The sequence below is a fragment of the Pantoea sp. JZ29 genome (genome assembly GCF_035190385.1).
GTDB classification, from domain to species: domain Bacteria; phylum Pseudomonadota; class Gammaproteobacteria; order Enterobacterales; family Enterobacteriaceae; genus Pantoea; species Pantoea stewartii.
In genome coordinates this window covers 19,843-35,688 of record NZ_CP045244.1, presented here as the reverse complement: position 1 = coordinate 35,688, position 15,846 = coordinate 19,843, and the positions used below count along the sequence as shown (strand labels likewise).

The window sequence follows — 15,846 nt, the reverse complement described above, 5'->3', positions numbered from 1 at the left end:
ATGCGGTATCAGAGAGTCTGCACGAACACACTGTCCATCATGATCAGAATGATCGAACACCTGCATGAACCGTGGGGAATCAAAGACTGCCAGTCCAGACATCTTTTTATGAACAAAGCCGCCCGCATGTACACCTGCACACCGGCGGCTTTCGATCTTGAGGGCAAACTTGACTGCGAATTTCCCGCAACGTGGGCGGAGCAGGCTGAAGGATTTATTGAACATGACAGAAAGGCGGAATCAGAAGGAAAAGGCGTCAGCGTAATAGAGACCGACTTCTGGTTTGGCCGGAAAGAACTCCATCCTTATATCAGTGAGAAAATACCCTTCAGGGATGCGAACGGGGTCTGTATGGGAACGCTCTGGAATGCCAGAAAAATAAGGGTTCTTTCCCCTTACGTATGTATCAGTGATAAAAAGCCGGGGGTCCTGCATACCGCGTCAGACCAGTCTGTATTCACACGTTCGGAAATGGATATGATTTTTTATCTGATGAAAAACCTGAGTCAGAAAGAAGTTGCAAACCATCTCGGATTATCCACTAAGACCATTAACAACAAAATGCAGAAAATATACAGAAAGACTGGGGTTAATTCAGTTTCTGCGCTCTATGAATTCTGTTCACATAAAAACCTGCAGAATTACATTCCTGAATTTGCCATTAACAAAGGCATAAAGTTTATCTGACCGGAGCGCTTATGAGCTTGCACGAAAATTATTCCGTTGAAAGGGTTCCGGCCGCCGCCCGACTGCCGTTCTGGGGCGTGGCTCTGGTTCACATGGGGATGCTGACTGCGCTGGACCAGTTCATGCTGGGGCCACCCTTGGCCACTCGATGAGCTATGCACACGCCTTCATGGCCATCACCGCCGGCAGCCTGATTTTCTTTGTCGCTACGTTCGGGCTGGGTTACGCCGGCATGCGGGAAGGCATTTCCGGCAGCCTGCTGGCCCGCTGGTGCGGTTTTGGCCGGGGCGGTTCCGTGCTGGTCAGTCTGCTCATCGCCGTCAGTCTGCTGGGATGGTTTGGCATACAGAATTCCGTCTTTGCCAACTCGCTGGATCACGCACTTGGCCAGAAACTCGGATTTCACTGGGCCGCTGCGCTTTCAGGCCTCACCCTGACGCTTATCGTGGCCTTCGGTTTCAGGGCGCTGCGCTTTGCCGCCCGCATAGCGGTCCCGGCATTCGCCATCAGCGTTCTGTACATCTCTACCGTTCTGCTGAAAGGTCAGGACATGGGGGCACTTTCTGCCCTGTCTGAAGCAGGCAAAGGCCTCTCCATCAGCGACGCCATTACGCTTGTGGTGGGAGGCAGTATCGTGGCCAGCCTGATAACGCCAGACCTGACACGCTATTACAGCAACGGCCGGCAGGTCATGCTCATGACGGTTCTGACCATCTTTGCGGGAGAGTACGTTATCAACGGGCTGGCTGTGATCATTTCCGTGATACTGAATACCGCGGACGTGGTGACCATCATGGGACAGGTCACCGGCGGCATTGGGCTGATCGTCGTGGTGTTTTCGACGATGAGGATCAACGACATCAACCTGTATTCGTCCTCGCTTGGCGTGGCCAACGCGATTGAAGCGTTTACGGGTAAGAAAATCCCGTACGTGGTTATTACGCTTTTCATCGGCATAGCCGGTACCACGATGTCGGTGATGGGCATCCTTGACCGGTTCGTCGACTTTCTTAACCTGCTGGGTGTCCTGTTCCCGCCGGTCATCGGCGTCATGATGGTTGACTATTTCATTCTGAAAAGCGACAGGAAGGTACTGGATGAGAGCCGGCGCAGGAACGCGTTACCCGACGAAGCGCAGACGAAGAACTTCGGCTGGAATGCCATCATTGCCAGCCTGGTGGGCGCGGTAGCAGGATATTACGTGACGTACGGCGTGCCGGCGCTGAATTCAATCATTGCGGGCTGCCTGATGTACCTCGTTCTTCACTTTATAAAAGGTCTGATGACGTCACAGGACCGAACCGGCATATCCGGAATATAACAGCCTGAACAGGCCCTGGCTTGCATATAAAGCCTGCTGCTGCAGGCTAATCTGAGCTGCAAGGCTGATACAGTTATCCACGCTTCAGCGGCCACCTGGCCGCTTTTTTCATACCCCACTATCATTATCTGAGGGGGTATTTATGTGCGGACGGTTTGCGCAGTACAGCAGCAGAGACGACTACTTTGAGGCTGCCGGTATTTCTCCGGATGAACTGACTTTTGATGCGGAACCATTGGGGCGTTATAACGTGGCTCCGGGCACCCGGGTTCTGCTTCTTAACGAACGGGGTGGCCAGCTGCATTTCGATCCGGTCTTCTGGGGCTATGGCCCTGACTGGTGGCCACGTCAGCCGGTGATTAACGCGCGCAGTGAAACAGCTGCGTCGGGAAAAATGTTTAAATCCTTATGGCAGAAAGGGCGTGCAGTGATCCCCGCAGACGGCTGGTATGAATGGGCCAAAACAGAAACAGGTAAACAGCCCTATTTCATATTTCACAAAGCCTGCCAGCCTCTTTTTTTTGCAGCGATTGGCAAAGCCCCGTTTGATCAGGACCATGGAAAGGAAGGGTTTGTCATCATTACTGCCGGAAGCAATGAGGGGATGGTCGACATTCACGACAGACGGCCAGTAGTTCTGAATCCAGAATCCGTCAGAGAGTGGTTAAGTGAGGATACCAGTTCCCAAAGGGCGGAGGAGATACTGCACAGGTCAGCACTGCCGGAAGGCGATTTCAGCTGGCACAGAGTTTCCCGCGCTGTAGGCAACATCCGTAATCAGGGCAGAGAGCTCATAGCCGAAACAGAATGAGTGACTACTTTGCATGTCCGAATAAAAAAGCCGCCCGCAGGCGGCTATGCTCATTTACTGCTGATGACTGTAACAGGAGCGTTTATCGCCACATGCAACTGCCATCCGTTTCCGCTCGTGCCCGCTGTCTGAGCCGCTAAAACCAGGCTCACAGCAAGGCTGAGTAATATGCCTTTCATAACACTGATGTCCATAACACCGCTGGTCTTCGGCTGGCCACATCGCATTAGTATTGAAGGCTAACGCAGATGCTTGCGGACTGTTCCAAATTAAGGTAACTCTGACGCCGATAAATGGGCTGAGAATCCCGTCTACCTCGTGAAATTGAAGCATTCCACAGCCTGCAACAGTTTTGCAATTACTTTATGATTTTTAGCCACTAAAAAAGCTAACACTATAAAATAATTATTATTTTTCCAGAATTACTGCAAGCCCCCTTATTTGTAACTTACGGTTTTACACCTTGACACTGAATGTTGGGTGGTGCTATTGCAGCCTTCCTCTTGCAACCAAAGCAACAAACCGTATACTGACTTTGAAGGCTAACGCAGGTGTTTTCGTAAGATCACAATCCTGTCGCCAGCAAAAGTTGCCTGAGAACAGCTTTTGCTTTCCGGAGAAATGCCTGAGAACATCTCTCTGGATTCAATTAAGCCGCCTTCGGGCGGTTTTTTTGTATCTGTAACGCTGATTGTTTCAACCTCTAACCCACTCTTTACTCACTCTCAGTTACCTGCTGAACACTGAATCTCCTGTGTATTGAGTGCTTAACCGGATTCTAGATGTAGTATTAGTTCGCTTCAATAGCACTATATGTAGGATTAACCCCCATATTCATCGCTAAGCCATTAACACTGCGGCTTACAGCCCGAAAAATAAATTTGTAAAAAGTGCCGAGCAAAAATTCAGTCGAAATTGGTTAAAACACATGACGTTATCAACCTCAACATGGCTTGCAAAACACAGATAAGCCCGAGGATGCGTGGAGAAGTGCCAACGTTGGAAGGATCATGACATAAATTGCGCGGAACATCGTGCCCTTTTCGTCAGTCATGATGAATACTTCCTGTTAGCCCTCAAAAGCAACTTTTATGAAATAAATACATATATTTATTAGAAGCTTAAGTTGATTTAGATGAGATCCTCCAAGACGTCATCGAGCATCTACCCGATGAGCAAAAAAGTTAACTCAGCCATTCATCATATCCTCCAGAACATTGCATAAATCCGGAAATCCAGCATCTAAAAGAACTGCAGCAGCAGATTTAGCCCTGCGATCGTGACGATCTAACCAGACTACATTCAGCCCTTTCTTTCCGCCCTGGCGGGAATGGAGGTTTTCCGGCAGTTCTGACAGTCCAAACGGACAGCTGTCCCCTTTCATGGCATCCATGAACGCGGAATAGGCGGCCAGCGACGGAATCAACACGAGGTGCCAGCGGCGACTCAGTAAGGCTACTGCGTTCTTGCTGAGGGTATACCTGTACAGCCTGCCCTGAAGTGGCCAGTCCATTCCGAGTTGCAGTGCGATATGACGTGCCGCGGCCAGATGATGTGAGCCGTTGTCGTTATTCCAGTAAAGACCTCTGTCCGCCCAGGAAAAGGCGCTGAACGTCATGTCATCCAGTTTGACTGAGAAGTAAGTAATCATTTCTCTCAGTCTGGATTCGGTAACCGGCTTGATGAAATCCGGGCAGAACATCTGAGCAAACTCCTCCATGTCCTTTGCTGAGGAGATGTTATTGCCCGATGAGCTCATTCCGGCTATGTCTGTCAGATTGCAGCTGTAGTACTCAATTACCTCTTCCTGAACAAGCCCGGTGATTTCAGAAACGACCAGCTGCTCTTTTTCCATGCTTCCGGATGGGTCAGGCTGGAAATAATCAATGCGGGGAGTTTTATTGAAAATCACGCGGTAGTCTGGCCATTCGTCCCATCTGACTACTGATGTCATGCAGGCTGATGGTGTGATCGGCACTAACGGCTGCGGAATAAGTTTTCCGCTACTGATGGCCAGACTCAGCGCAACGGCGCCTGAATCGTTGCTGTTGATAATATTCTCTTCCAGTTTGTAATCTCCGCAGGTTTTTTTAATGCGCGACAGCGCATGAAGGCGCCAGCTGATGTCAGCCAGGGTGAATTGGCCACATGGCGCCGGTAGCCCGGCGAAGCCGGTTACGGTTTGACAGGTTCTGCCTATCCCCAACCCATTCCTGCAAAGCCATACCCGCTAACCATCGCACGAAAGCCACTGTACGCCGTCGGAGTGGTCACGACAAGGCGTAGCCGCAGTCGGGGCGTATCTCCGCGTTAGCGGGCCTTCAGGGCCGCTTACGGGCGTGTTCACTGTACCCTGCAGCGATACCACTTACAGCGACGAAAGAGTTTGTAGTTACATCATCCATTAGAAGCCACTCCTGTTCCGGCCCTCTGGGCCGGTGCGGGCGGGGCTTTTCATGGGTGGGGAGGGACGATGGGATAAAGGTACAGCGCGGTTTACTCACTACAGTGGTCAGGAGTTTGTTGTAACTACTTTTTTTGCCCGCCAGGGGCGGGAGCTATCTCTGGTCGCGAAGCGGCCATGGCGAACCGGCGCGGACGTAAGTCCGCTGCAAGGGCGTTCGCTTTCTGAAGCTGTCCACAGGGCAGCTGATGAACAGGTTATTTATTTAAAGGTAAGTATTACTGGTTTTTAAAAGATAAAAGATCGGGTTTTTAAAAGGATCATCGCGGTTTGTAAAAAGCTCGGACACTGGTTAAGAAGACTCTCGAACGATGGTTACAAAAACTACCCTCTTGTGGTTAATGTGGATAAGTACAGAATTCGTTTCAAATTAGCCTGGTCACGACCGTCACGGTGGCCAGCTCGTTAACATCTGTGCCGGCAATCACGTTCATACACGATCAATGCCGCTGGGTGCTGGGTGTGTTTTGTACGATTAGGGAGACTTGAGACGTGCAGAATCCTCCGGCGCGAACCGGATGACTGGAAGGAGAGTGAAAACCGGGAAGAATGTCCGGTTCAGCCATATTTTGGGCAACCGCAGACCGGCACGTCAGCGCCAGTTATCAGGCTCGCCGCTCAGCGTTTAATCAGGTGGTCACCAGCAGGTCATCGCCCAGACGAGTGTAATGGCCACGCGAAATTTTCATGCGCTCCGTCACTCTGCGTTCAATCTCTCTGCGCACCGCCTTCAGGTCACCAAAGAATCGGCCGTGACGGATTTCCTTCTGAAGCTGCAGGCGGACCAGTTGCTCAATTTCTTTACGGCTGCGAGGCGCATCTCTGAGTCCACGGTAACGCTTAAGGCCCTGTTCGCGGCGTGACTTCTTAGACTCACGGAATTTTTCACGTACGAACGACCAGGCCGCGCTGATGAGTTCGCTGGCATCGAGGCGCGCCAGGCCCTTTTTCTCACGCCGTTTATTTTCCCACTCAACACGGCTGCGACGAGCAGCCGCAACGGCCTCTTCAGAGATATCAAGCACCTGCCACATCAGCGGCGTGAAAGTAATGTCCGTCGGAATGTTGCAGCCAATTTCTTTACAGTATTCGGTGTTGTAGGTGATGAGCTTCAGCTGCTTAAAAAACTGACACGCCCCTGTAAAGCGGGTGATCGAGAGGCGTTTGCTCTCAGTGGCCAGCCCGCACAGGATGCACATTTTGGTAAGCGAGGCGCCGACACGGTTGGCCAGCGGATTGTAATACCAGCACAGTGCCTGGAGCGCGGCTTCAAGCCCTCTGGTGCGCAACAGTGGAGGACGGCGCTTGCGTTCGCCCCGGGCGATCAACATGGCAACCAGCATCTGGTACTCAACGCGTTGAGTGAAGCCCGCTGCTTTCTCACGGAGTTTTTCGCAGAACGGCAGAGTCTTCTTTCCTTTTTCCGGAATAAACTTCGGATTCGGATTTTTTACCTGCCGGTAAATTGATGTGTTTTCAAGGACCTGTTCAGCCACGCCTTCCTGCGCTTATGTTGCACAGAAGGAGTAAGCACAGAAGGTATTGCAGTTTTCTGGGCATGAATCTATACTCCCCGCATAGAGCAACAGCTTCTATGCAGATTCAGTGAGCCCCGTTAGTCTTCTCCGGTCGCCAAACTCAGGAAGATTATCGGGGTTTTCTTTTTTCTGGCCTTCAGTCGTGCTTCAGTACCAGTCTCCTGCCACCTTGCGGCGTGGCCAACCAGAATTCTTAAACGATCCGTAATCTATCACTCTGCTTTAGTACAGGCAACAAAGTGATGTCGCTACTTTTTCGTTATCTGTTTCTTTCTACTTCTTTTTTGACCAGTCTCTCGATCAGTTCAGTCTGCGTCACGCCTTCTGCTTCACATATCGTCCGCAACTCGTCTTTCAGTTGAGAGGGTAAAAACACTCTTACTTCCTGATGAGTTTGTTTTTTGCGGGCCAGTGAAGACTGCTGACGTTCTGCAACACTCAGCGGGTTACCTTTACGGTATGGGCGTTTCGGTGACGACGATTCTGTATTAGCAGCTTGCGGCATTCCGGCCCCCTCGTGACACAGGTTTGGATCATGCCGCAGAGCATACTACAGATCATTCTTTACAGCGACCCCCCTCTACAGGGGGGGTATAGTGTTGGCGCACAGTTCGCTATTGCAGGAAAAAGAAGAGGTTGGCTTGTCTCAGTAGCCTGAATGCCAGTCAGTACCACCGTCCCAGCGCGACTGCCAGTGTGCCTGATAGGTCTGCGCCAGTGCCGGCACGCCGCGTATCAACAGTGCATTCTCTGAGTTCGATTCTGCGGCGCTGCGCGTATAGTTAAATGATCCTGTTTCGACGTTCTGGCCATCGGTGATGATGACCTTGTCATGCATAATTTTGTACTGTCCGTTGGTGCGCAGCGGAATACCGGCATTGACCACCACGTTCATTGCGGCTTGGCTGGCTTTACTCCGGTTCCCTTTGTCATCAACCACTACCCTGACGTCCACGCCTCGTTTTTTGGCCGCAACCAGCGATCTCACCACCTCAGGCGAAGTAAAGCTGTAGCCCATGAGACGGATACTTTCGTGGGCCTCGTCGAGTGTCTTCAGCACCACTTTTAGTGCGCTGCCTTCCGGAGAGAAACCGACATCGAGGGACGGAGCTGCATATGAAGCACTGGCAGAGAGGGATAGCACGGCCGATAACACGACAGCAAAGATCGTTTTTTTCATTTCATTTTTCCTGATTGAGTTCGTCGATTACATGAAATTTAAGATAACTATGGATAATGGCGGTCTCGCCCCGGTTTCGTGATTAAACCGATACCGCGTTTCTGTTAACAAAACAGCAATATGTTTCTGACTCTGTTTGGGCGGGATAAGCGGAACTTTTGCGGCTTTCGCCGGAATCCGGTCACGTGAGGGAGTGGGGACTGCGAGATACATCGATGATGTTAAATAGGGCGGTTTTTCCGAAAATAATGGGGAAACGTCGTTTCGATGCTGCGCCTGATGTGCTCAAGATCCAGATCTACCCGTTCGCGCTTCCAGTTCGGCAGAAACCCGAAGCGAAGCCGGCGACGGAATCTGACGTCGTTAGGCTCCAGGCAGTACACCCAGGCACCTTCGGGGTTAAAACAGCCTGTTATCCACCAGTTATAAGTGAGTTTGTCGCGGCAGGCTGTTATGGCGTCATGAATCAATTCCGCCTCGTCCAGCTCTGCACGGAACGACACGTAAGGACGGGCCGGACGCCGTGGATGCCCTTCACAGGAATAAAGCGTAACAATGCCGTCATACGAATTAAGCGTATCACACAAAGGCTTAATACCTGGCTCAATCAGCATATACTCTCTGTCATTTCTATAATCACTTTCAGTTTTCAAGATTGGCCACCTTATAAATTTCAAACCAGAACATAACAGGCTTATTTACTACTTCAATAAGGCCAAATCTCTCCGCTGTACGGAAATTGACGCTGTATGAACGCGCTCGTTCAATTTGTCGGGTAATCTCTCTCCGCATGTCCTCTATGCTCCATGTGGCTTTGAATAGGTTGCAGGGCGCACAGGCCGGAAAAAGATTTTCAATAGCGTGAAGGTCAGGATTAAGAGCTTTTCCATTGCTCCGCGATAGGTGAGCACCGTGAGCGGGTGAGTAAACTACGTCAAAATCCCGGCGTATGGGTTCAACGTGATCCGCGTGCCACCCTTTTTCCGGTAAGTCACAACCGCAGTAGGCACACTTACCACCAAATTTCATGCGTAACTGGTTGCGTTGTGCTTTGGTGATTTTGTTTTTTGGTTTGGTGTATTTAGCGTTGACAATTTTAACCCTCCTTGCAGTTGGTGAAAAATCTGGAAGGTCAATAATCAATGCTTCGCGGCTTATTACCTTAACCATAAATAAACACCCTCAATGAAGCGGAATAAAGAAATGTGAATATTAAAGTGGGTTAAAGAGACATTATGTTTAACGGTAGTGAATCGATATATTTCCTCTGACGCTGAGAGTGTTTTTTTAAGTTATTCCTGACTAAGACCGGCGGTTTCCGGTTCAGTCCAGAAACCACGCTTCGAAGTCAGCGTGTGTGATGTCTCTGTCTGTGCTGCGCACAATGACACTGCCGTAACCGCCGTCGTGAGATACTGCATAGCGGGCGATGGCAACGGCCTCTGACCATTCCGGAACAACGGCAATACCGCGTTCACGATGCAGGCACGCCACTTCAAAGTGACCGACTTCAGGAACAATGACCGGCAGATACGCGATGCCATCCATCGAGTCGCCACGATACGGCAGGCTCCGGTATTCAGTGCCGTTTTCACTGTGGTGGCTGACGTGCACGCGCCTGAGTTCATCTTCTTCTGCGGCAAGCCGTCTTTCTTCTTCGTCCTCCTGGTAGGCCTTTATCCACCAGGACCATTCGTCCGCGTCTGTCTCAATGGCCAGCTGTTCAACGGCGTGAGCCAGGCCCGCCACGCTGGCGCAGAACCCCAGCGGGTCTGTGTACCCCTCCTGCGCAAATGACCAGGCAATGTTCGACAACTGGTGCAGGTGGAGGCCATCCACCTGTCCGGTGATGCGCTGCTCAGCAGAAATCACCATCAGATCGCCCTCCATCCGGGCAAGCCGCAACAGATGAACGTATACGCTGTCGCCGGACGTCTTTTCAGGGGACTGCGTCATAAAGGTATCCTCTGACTTTCCGGCCGGATGACAAGACGGACTTCACCTCTGTAGCGGCTCATATTAACGGCTGTTTCGATGGCCAGCCGGCTCTGTGCTTCGCTCAGCCCGCCGGTTCCCGCGCCGATAAGCGGCAGCGCCACAGAATCCAGTCCCTTTTCGGCGGCTATCGTCAGCGCGGACCGGGTACAGCGGAAGACTATGGATTCAGAACTGCGCCAGAACAGGTTAAGTCCGGCCACATGTATAACAGGCTTTTTAAGCAGTCCGCCCCCCGTCAGTACTGCGCAGCCCGGGCTGAGCCAGCCAAAACGGGCAAGTTCTCTGAACGGCTCTGACCCGGCTTTCTTTTTAAGCTGGCCAGAAACGCCGGCAGGCAGAAAAAGCCAGCGTGGGATGATGTTCACATTCCAGGGGTTTACGATACAGGCGACTTCCTGCGCAAGAAGATCGCCGGTGACAATACGCATGATAAGTCTCCTTAAAAAGGCAACAGACCGGAGGGAGAAGGTGTCAGTGAGTTGTATTAATTACGACGGGAGGACGAACGGCGCAGGTGGTACGTAGTTCTGCATGGCTTTTTCAATCGCCTCGCGACCCACGCCCATCAGGCGGGGTTCACGCAGGCGGACCTTGTAGCCCCTGCCCCTCGCAGGCAGGCTTTCCTGTACCATATGCCAGAGAACTGACGAACGCACTGCGGCAGACGGTGAGCGCTTCCAGCAGTACTCGCATTCGAGGCTGAACTCACAGACAGCAGCCAGCGCAGGGTCGGTCAGCACCAGCCGGCTGGTATCCTGCGCGCCCGGAGGCGCGTCCAGAACCTGCAGAATGTGTTGTACCCGGGCGGCCCGCACGTAGCTGCGGCGCTGACGGTAAGGCATGGTCGCCAGAAGACGAGCCTCAGAGGGCGGGCTGACCTCCAGAAACCGGTTGATACGCACCGGCTCCTTCGCGAATTTCTGGGGGTCCTTAATGTAAAGCGAGCTGCCGCGGATGACTTCCCCCCTGAAAAGGGTGACGTTTTCCCCCTCCTGCAGTTTCTGAACCTCATCGACGTCGACCTTTTTCTTTTCGGTCACCTGCAGGCGGGGGTCCTCGCTCAGGCCGCTGCCGATTATGCTGCCCTGCTGCACCATCGCACTCATGTGCGCGCGGTATTCGGTGCCGGCCATCAGCTGCAGAATTTCCAGCGTGTCTTTCGGGTCTTTTATTACTCCAGTGAAACGTGTCCCCATGTTGGCGATCAGCGTCCATACCGCGTCGCCCGCCGCCGTCTTCAGGCGCTGCACCTCCTGCCCGGCCAGCAGCAGACAGTAGCCCAGCGAGCGAACCTGCGTGGCCAGTTCGCCGAGCTTCTCGCTATAGCCGGCGCCCACCTCGTCGATTATCCAGAGAAACGGAAAGCGGTCCTTAAACCTCCGCACCGTCATGTTATCCTCCGGCCGCCCTTCCAGCTTATCACCCAGGTCCTGACTCAATATCATGGCCAGCTGCGACTGATAAAGCCGGCCCAGCGTGTTGCTCTCGCTGGCCGACAGCTCCAGCGCAGGCACAAGAACAGACAGGATGCGGTCATTGTGCACCACGTCTCTGAGGTCAATGTCGCCCGCGTCGCGCGCAAACACATGCCCGTATGTGTCGCTGAACAGGCTCAGCATGCGCGTGTACTGCTGCATAAGGTAGCCGTGCTGACGGTTTGCCTCCGGGTCCCACTCTGACGGCGTGGCCACCTTATCCATGTCGAAGCCAGCCAGCGTACTCAGATAGTTCTCTAGCGCCACGCGGATTTCCTCGTGCCACTGCTCCTCCACAGCCTGCACATAAAGCCCGGCGAGTTTACGCAGCGGCAGGTGTGACTGAATAGTGCGCTGCGACATTACTGTCCCCTCGCGGCGGCACTTGTAAACAAGCGCGGTCACCAGCGCCTGATTCATGGAGCGGGCCTTTTCCTGCCAGTCGCCGCCGCTACCGCCGGTTTTCGGCAGCATTGAGTCCATCAGGTTGATGGTATAGGTTTCCTGCGCCATCCCGAACACGTTGATGGTGTTGGTCTGCGGACGCCCTTTTGCATTCTCCAGCAGTGCCTGCGCGCGCGAGCGGCCACCCGTGATAAAGTTCATCACGCGTAGGTCATCCTCACGCCCGAACCGGCGGGCAAGCGACATTATCGCTATCTCCACGTCGTTCTGAGCCTTATGGTCGGAGAAAATCATTCCCTTACCCCAGCACAGCGCATTAAACACCCAGCCCAGTAGCATCTCTGTTTTCCCGGCGCCGGTGGTACCGAACATCAGCACATGACGCGTCAGGTCGTCCATCGAGAGCCACAACTCTCGCCCGGCGTCCCTGCCGCGCAGGTAGCCGGCGTAAAGAATCCCCGCCGCCCGGCTCGTATAAATACGCACGGTCGCCACCGGCAGGAATCCCAGCACTTTCGCCGGCACCTGGCGTTCCGTCGACGGGTCGTCCCGGTTCATGTCGGTGGGCATGCGCATCGGCATCTGCCAGCGGCCGGCGGGCGCAACAACCAGCGACCAGAACATCAGCAAAGGCAGGCTCAGTAATAGCGTGGCGGGCCATATGATGCCGGCACCTACCGCGGCCAGCATTCCCCAGGCCAGCGTGCCGGTTTCACAAAGAACGTCGGTTAGCCACGAACGCCCCGCGTGCCGGTTGACGCGGGTACTGTCTATCGCGGAATTACTGTCCGTCATTACCACCTCCGTTTAAAAATGCCGTGAGGGCCGCCGGCGAGCTCAATACACTCTGCGGCACGTAGCGACCGTCGTCTGAAATCGTCCAGGGGGTGCCCGGCAGGCGGTAGGCTCGGAAGGCCACCTCGTTGACGCCAATCGCCCCCCGCGCCGTTTCGGCCTGATTCTCGTCCGCTGGCACCGGTGCGGCCTGTCCGCCTCCTGGCACGCTGATGCCTGCGTCAACCGCAAACAACTGCCTCCAGGCGGCGGGACGCTCAGCTTCCGGCAGGGCCATCACCGGCGTCAGCGCTTTCAGTGACGCCTCGCGCCCCTCGATGGTGACCGGGAATATCACCACGTTGACGGTGCCGGCGACGGTTTCAAAATGACGCTCCATGCGCTGGCAGTTCGGACAGGCCGGGTCGGCAAACACGTAAATTGTGCGCGCATGGCCGGATGACAGCGGCACAGTGAACAGACCGCGTGATGCCGCGCTTTTTAGTTTTGCCGGCAGTTCCGAACGCACGTTCTGCGGCAGATCCCAGCCGTCTGCAGGCGCAGTATCGACCCGTTGCTGCGCCTGAGGAAGTGGCTTTATCAGCGCAGGGGAGTCCACGCGCCAGCCCTTGTGCCAGGACGGCGTCATGTCCGTGGCGTCGGGTTCAGCAGGCCTGAAGCGGGCGTGGTCAGACTCCGGATGAAGTATCTGAGGGGAATTCAGTTGATTGAGCAGGCGGGAGTCTGGCGTCGTGAACTGATAAAATGCATAGCCGGTGAGTACAAGTAAAATCCCTGTAAGGTAAGCTGCTGCAACAGCGAAAGCGTATTTTCTTATCCCCCCGTGAAGGCTGCGTTTACTCTCAACAGTGGTCATCAGATTAGTAATGCAGCTCAGCAACTGTGCAGCGTCATCCCCGCGGTAAAGTGCCGTCGGCGCATGTTGCGCGTTCTGCGCGTAAAGACCGTCGCTTTGCATCACAACCCACGGACACTCTGTGACTGGCAGAATAAAAAGGGGCTCTGACGCCGCTGCAGTGTGGAAATGCATGCCACCCTGTCCCCGTCCTGCTTGGGATGTTTCGCGGCGCGCGCTCAGCACGCCACCGGTAATGTCGGCCACGAACGGGCCTTCTCTGCGTGAAATTGTCATCATCTTATCCTTGTTTCAGCGCACGCCGGCGCCGTCAGAAAATTCGTCTTCGCCCTCACCGGGCAGATAAAGTGCGTCAGGGAAAGGCATTTCGCGCGTTTTTTTCGCCCGCTCGGGGCGCGGGTCGCGTGGATATACGAGCCCGAGCGACTCGAGTTCCAGTTGCAGCCCGTCGACAGCCTCACCGGTCATCAGCGGCGGGCACGGCAGACCGAGTCTAATGGCCATCTGCTCCGCGCGAGCCTGTGCGACGATGCCCGCCCCCTCAACAAAAACTTTGGCGGTGTCGGCGGTGTGCAGCCCGTACCACAGCGTGCGATCGCAGCCCTTCAGCCAGCGGAACCGGGCTGGCGGCAGGCGCAGGTCGCGGCCGTAGAGCCCGACCAGCGCAGAGCGCACCGTCCGGTGCGTCTTCAGCCATTCGTTCACACCCGGGCTCGCCAGCACGCGCGCCACGTGTTTCTCTGCAACCTGCCAGTCGGGTACGCTGCGAAATTCGGGCGCGCGGAACGGACGGCGGATTAAGCAAGAACGGTTCAGGTCATCCAGCAGTCTGGTAGCAGCCTTACGGTCATCGGTGAACACCTGCAGGCCGAAAACGGCCAGCAGCGCGCGTTCATGCGGCAGCCAGTGCACCGGCGAAGTAATGGACGGGCCGGTCTGCGCGTCAAATATTGCTTTAGCCGCATCGCGGTCAAGTACACGGCGCTTAATCAGTCCGTGCTGCTCTGCAAACTCCTCAGGCTTCTGCGCCCAGGCGTTTTCCGGCGTGGTGTCGTTCATCAGGCCATCACCGAGATGCCCGGAGAGAACCGGAATAACCGAGGGCGCGAAGGTGGCCATCACCCGGGGCAGCGAGTGAATGTCGATCGCGCGCCGGCTCCGGAAGCCCAGCGCAGGATGTCGCGCCAGGGCCCAGCTGGTCACGGTAACCAGCGGCAACATGGGCACAAACAGGATGCCGGCCGTGTTGTTCATTACATCGCGCCATTCGCTTAGCCCTACAGACTCTGCACCGTTGCCAGTCATGGCCAGGAGGTTGATACGCTCAGCGGCGTAGCGGTGTATCTGGGGAAAATCGGCAAGGCGCCAAAGCCAGTAAAGAGCCCAGCAGCTCCAGCGCACAAAGTCGGCAAAAAAGAGCCAGCAGAGCAGCAGCCCAAGGCAAAAGGTCATCAGCACCATGGCCGACTCGTTACTGCCGGCGGCGTTCGGATGATAGGTATTCATATGTGAGGTTCCAGAGGCGGAGACAGGCGCTTCGGCCCGCCGGAAAGCAGACAGAAAAACACCGGCGCGTGGCCGGTGTCAGAGGAAATGCATCAGGATGTCAGGGGGAATCAGTTGCTTGCCTGAGGAACCACCACGTCGTGTTCGAATTCAACAAAGCGGCTCTGGAGGCTTACGTGCAGTGGCCACGGCTCCTGGGGGAAGGATTCCGTGTATCTTTTATGGCTCATTGCACTGAGCGTGTTATACAGCTCCTTAGTCACCGTGGGGTGTGCGTTTATACTCAGCACCGGCACGTCAGGATTCTTGGTATTAATCCGCAGCGTGCTCCCTTCCAGCTCACGGTCAGTCCAGTCACGCATGGTAAGACCGATAACATCGACGACACCCTTTTTCACCATGTGGATGAACAGAATGTTGCCGTAACGGGTATCGATACCCAGATATTTACCGCGGCCCGCATCCATCACCTGATGCTGCTTCTGAGGGCTGAAACGCGTATCACTGGTGAGCAGAGCGACCATCTTTTTGAGCTGGCGACGACGACGAATGATACTGAGACGACGGAAGCCTAAAGGGAGTAAGATCCCACACCAAACTAAAATAAAGAAAAATCCCATGCCTGCATCTGGCTCGGTAGGGCCTTTACTTGAATAGACAATAATACTAGCAAGGGCAATAAATAAGAGGCTAGGGAGGCCCAAGAAATAATAAGCTACCCGCGTTATGGCCCATATATAATCCAGCCAATTATCATGACGTTGTACTGTTTTCATGGCATCCTCCTGCCGCAATCCCTCTGATTAAATT

At 54.2% G+C, this 15,846-nt stretch carries 15 protein-coding genes and 1 pseudogene; 3 read left to right on the top strand and 13 right to left on the bottom strand.

Annotated features, from left to right (window positions below):
- Nucleotides 1-48 precede the first annotated feature (48 nt).
- The 3 genes and pseudogenes from GC090_RS22930 (at nucleotide 49) to GC090_RS22920 (ending at nucleotide 2,819) form a co-directional block, all read left to right on the top strand.
- On the top strand, nucleotides 49-687 hold the full coding sequence (locus GC090_RS22930; protein WP_324022360.1) for a helix-turn-helix transcriptional regulator: 639 nt from the start codon (nucleotides 49-51) through the stop codon (nucleotides 685-687).
- Nucleotides 688-698: 11 nt separating this feature from the next.
- Nucleotides 699-2,008: pseudogene (locus GC090_RS22925) on the top strand (cytosine permease).
- A gap of 142 nt (nucleotides 2,009-2,150) precedes the next feature.
- The gene (locus GC090_RS22920) at nucleotides 2,151-2,819 is read left to right on the top strand and encodes an SOS response-associated peptidase family protein (RefSeq protein ID WP_324022358.1); all 669 of its coding nucleotides are present in this window, start codon (nucleotides 2,151-2,153) and stop codon (nucleotides 2,817-2,819) included.
- A 1,189-nt stretch (nucleotides 2,820-4,008) separates the two neighbouring features.
- Here GC090_RS22920 and GC090_RS22915 read toward each other — a convergent pair.
- The 13 genes from GC090_RS22915 to excA all read right to left on the bottom strand — a co-directional run bounded on the left by GC090_RS22915 (nucleotide 4,009) and on the right by excA (nucleotide 15,812).
- Nucleotides 4,009-5,025: a DUF6685 family protein gene (locus GC090_RS22915; protein ID WP_324022356.1), complete on the bottom strand. Its 1,017-nt coding sequence runs from the start codon at nucleotides 5,023-5,025 to the stop codon at nucleotides 4,009-4,011.
- Nucleotides 5,026-5,912: 887 nt separating this feature from the next.
- Entirely contained in the window at nucleotides 5,913-6,779 is an 867-nt protein-coding gene (gene repA, locus GC090_RS22910) for a plasmid replication initiator RepA (protein ID WP_324022354.1), read from the bottom strand.
- Nucleotides 6,772-6,843 (bottom strand): RepA leader peptide Tap, encoded by a 72-nt coding sequence (tap, locus tag GC090_RS22905; protein WP_072005116.1) that lies wholly within the window; start codon nucleotides 6,841-6,843, stop codon nucleotides 6,772-6,774. Before tap ends, repA (GC090_RS22910) begins: the two co-directional genes overlap by 8 nt.
- Nucleotides 6,844-7,080: 237 nt before the next feature.
- Entirely contained in the window at nucleotides 7,081-7,326 is a 246-nt protein-coding gene (gene repA, locus GC090_RS22900; RefSeq protein ID WP_210446560.1) for a replication regulatory protein RepA, read from the bottom strand.
- A gap of 141 nt (nucleotides 7,327-7,467) precedes the next feature.
- Nucleotides 7,468-8,001, bottom strand: a complete 534-nt coding sequence (locus GC090_RS22895) for a phospholipase D family nuclease (RefSeq protein ID WP_324022352.1) — start codon at nucleotides 7,999-8,001, stop codon at nucleotides 7,468-7,470.
- A gap of 221 nt (nucleotides 8,002-8,222) precedes the next feature.
- Complete coding sequence (locus GC090_RS22890) at nucleotides 8,223-8,654, bottom strand: hypothetical protein (RefSeq protein ID WP_324022351.1); 432 nt, start codon at nucleotides 8,652-8,654, stop codon at nucleotides 8,223-8,225.
- Entirely contained in the window at nucleotides 8,644-9,171 is a 528-nt protein-coding gene (locus GC090_RS22885) for an HNH endonuclease (RefSeq protein ID WP_324022349.1), read from the bottom strand. The genes GC090_RS22890 and GC090_RS22885 overlap by 11 nt, the downstream gene beginning before the upstream one ends.
- Nucleotides 9,172-9,324: 153 nt before the next feature.
- Entirely contained in the window at nucleotides 9,325-9,957 is a 633-nt protein-coding gene (locus tag GC090_RS22880; protein WP_324022347.1) for a hypothetical protein, read from the bottom strand.
- On the bottom strand, nucleotides 9,954-10,427 hold the full coding sequence (locus GC090_RS22875; RefSeq protein ID WP_210512548.1) for a macro domain-containing protein: 474 nt from the start codon (nucleotides 10,425-10,427) through the stop codon (nucleotides 9,954-9,956). Before GC090_RS22875 ends, GC090_RS22880 begins: the two co-directional genes overlap by 4 nt.
- A 60-nt stretch (nucleotides 10,428-10,487) precedes the next feature.
- Entirely contained in the window at nucleotides 10,488-12,674 is a 2,187-nt protein-coding gene (trbC, locus tag GC090_RS22870) for an F-type conjugative transfer protein TrbC (protein WP_324022345.1), read from the bottom strand.
- The gene (locus GC090_RS22865) at nucleotides 12,661-13,809 is read right to left on the bottom strand and encodes a thioredoxin fold domain-containing protein (protein ID WP_324022344.1); all 1,149 of its coding nucleotides are present in this window, start codon (nucleotides 13,807-13,809) and stop codon (nucleotides 12,661-12,663) included. Before GC090_RS22865 ends, trbC begins: the two co-directional genes overlap by 14 nt.
- 12 nt (nucleotides 13,810-13,821) lie before the next feature.
- Nucleotides 13,822-15,036, bottom strand: coding sequence for a secretion/conjugation apparatus DotM-related subunit (locus tag GC090_RS22860; RefSeq protein ID WP_324022342.1), 1,215 nt, complete (start codon nucleotides 15,034-15,036; stop codon nucleotides 13,822-13,824).
- Nucleotides 15,037-15,146: 110 nt separating this feature from the next.
- Complete coding sequence (excA, locus tag GC090_RS22855; RefSeq protein ID WP_324022340.1) at nucleotides 15,147-15,812, bottom strand: plasmid IncI1-type surface exclusion protein ExcA; 666 nt, start codon at nucleotides 15,810-15,812, stop codon at nucleotides 15,147-15,149.
- Nucleotides 15,813-15,846 lie beyond the last annotated feature (34 nt).

Bases quoted from the DNA above. Each gene is read 5' to 3' on its own strand.
- GC090_RS22930 (WP_324022360.1), top strand. From the start codon at position 49: ATGATCGAACACCTGCATGAACCGTGGGGAATCAAAGACTGCCAGTCC.
- GC090_RS22920 (WP_324022358.1), top strand. From the start codon at position 2,151: ATGTGCGGACGGTTTGCGCAGTACAGCAGCAGAGACGACTACTTTGAG.
- repA (WP_210446560.1), bottom strand. From the start codon at position 7,326: ATGCCGCAAGCTGCTAATACAGAATCGTCGTCACCGAAACGCCCATAC.
- GC090_RS22895 (WP_324022352.1), bottom strand. From the start codon at position 8,001: ATGAAAAAAACGATCTTTGCTGTCGTGTTATCGGCCGTGCTATCCCTC.
- GC090_RS22885 (WP_324022349.1), bottom strand. From the start codon at position 9,171: ATGGTTAAGGTAATAAGCCGCGAAGCATTGATTATTGACCTTCCAGAT.
- GC090_RS22880 (WP_324022347.1), bottom strand. From the start codon at position 9,957: ATGACGCAGTCCCCTGAAAAGACGTCCGGCGACAGCGTATACGTTCAT.
- GC090_RS22875 (WP_210512548.1), bottom strand. From the start codon at position 10,427: ATGCGTATTGTCACCGGCGATCTTCTTGCGCAGGAAGTCGCCTGTATC.
- trbC (WP_324022345.1), bottom strand. From the start codon at position 12,674: ATGACGGACAGTAATTCCGCGATAGACAGTACCCGCGTCAACCGGCAC.
- GC090_RS22865 (WP_324022344.1), bottom strand. From the start codon at position 13,809: ATGATGACAATTTCACGCAGAGAAGGCCCGTTCGTGGCCGACATTACC.
- GC090_RS22860 (WP_324022342.1), bottom strand. From the start codon at position 15,036: ATGAATACCTATCATCCGAACGCCGCCGGCAGTAACGAGTCGGCCATG.
- excA (WP_324022340.1), bottom strand. From the start codon at position 15,812: ATGAAAACAGTACAACGTCATGATAATTGGCTGGATTATATATGGGCC.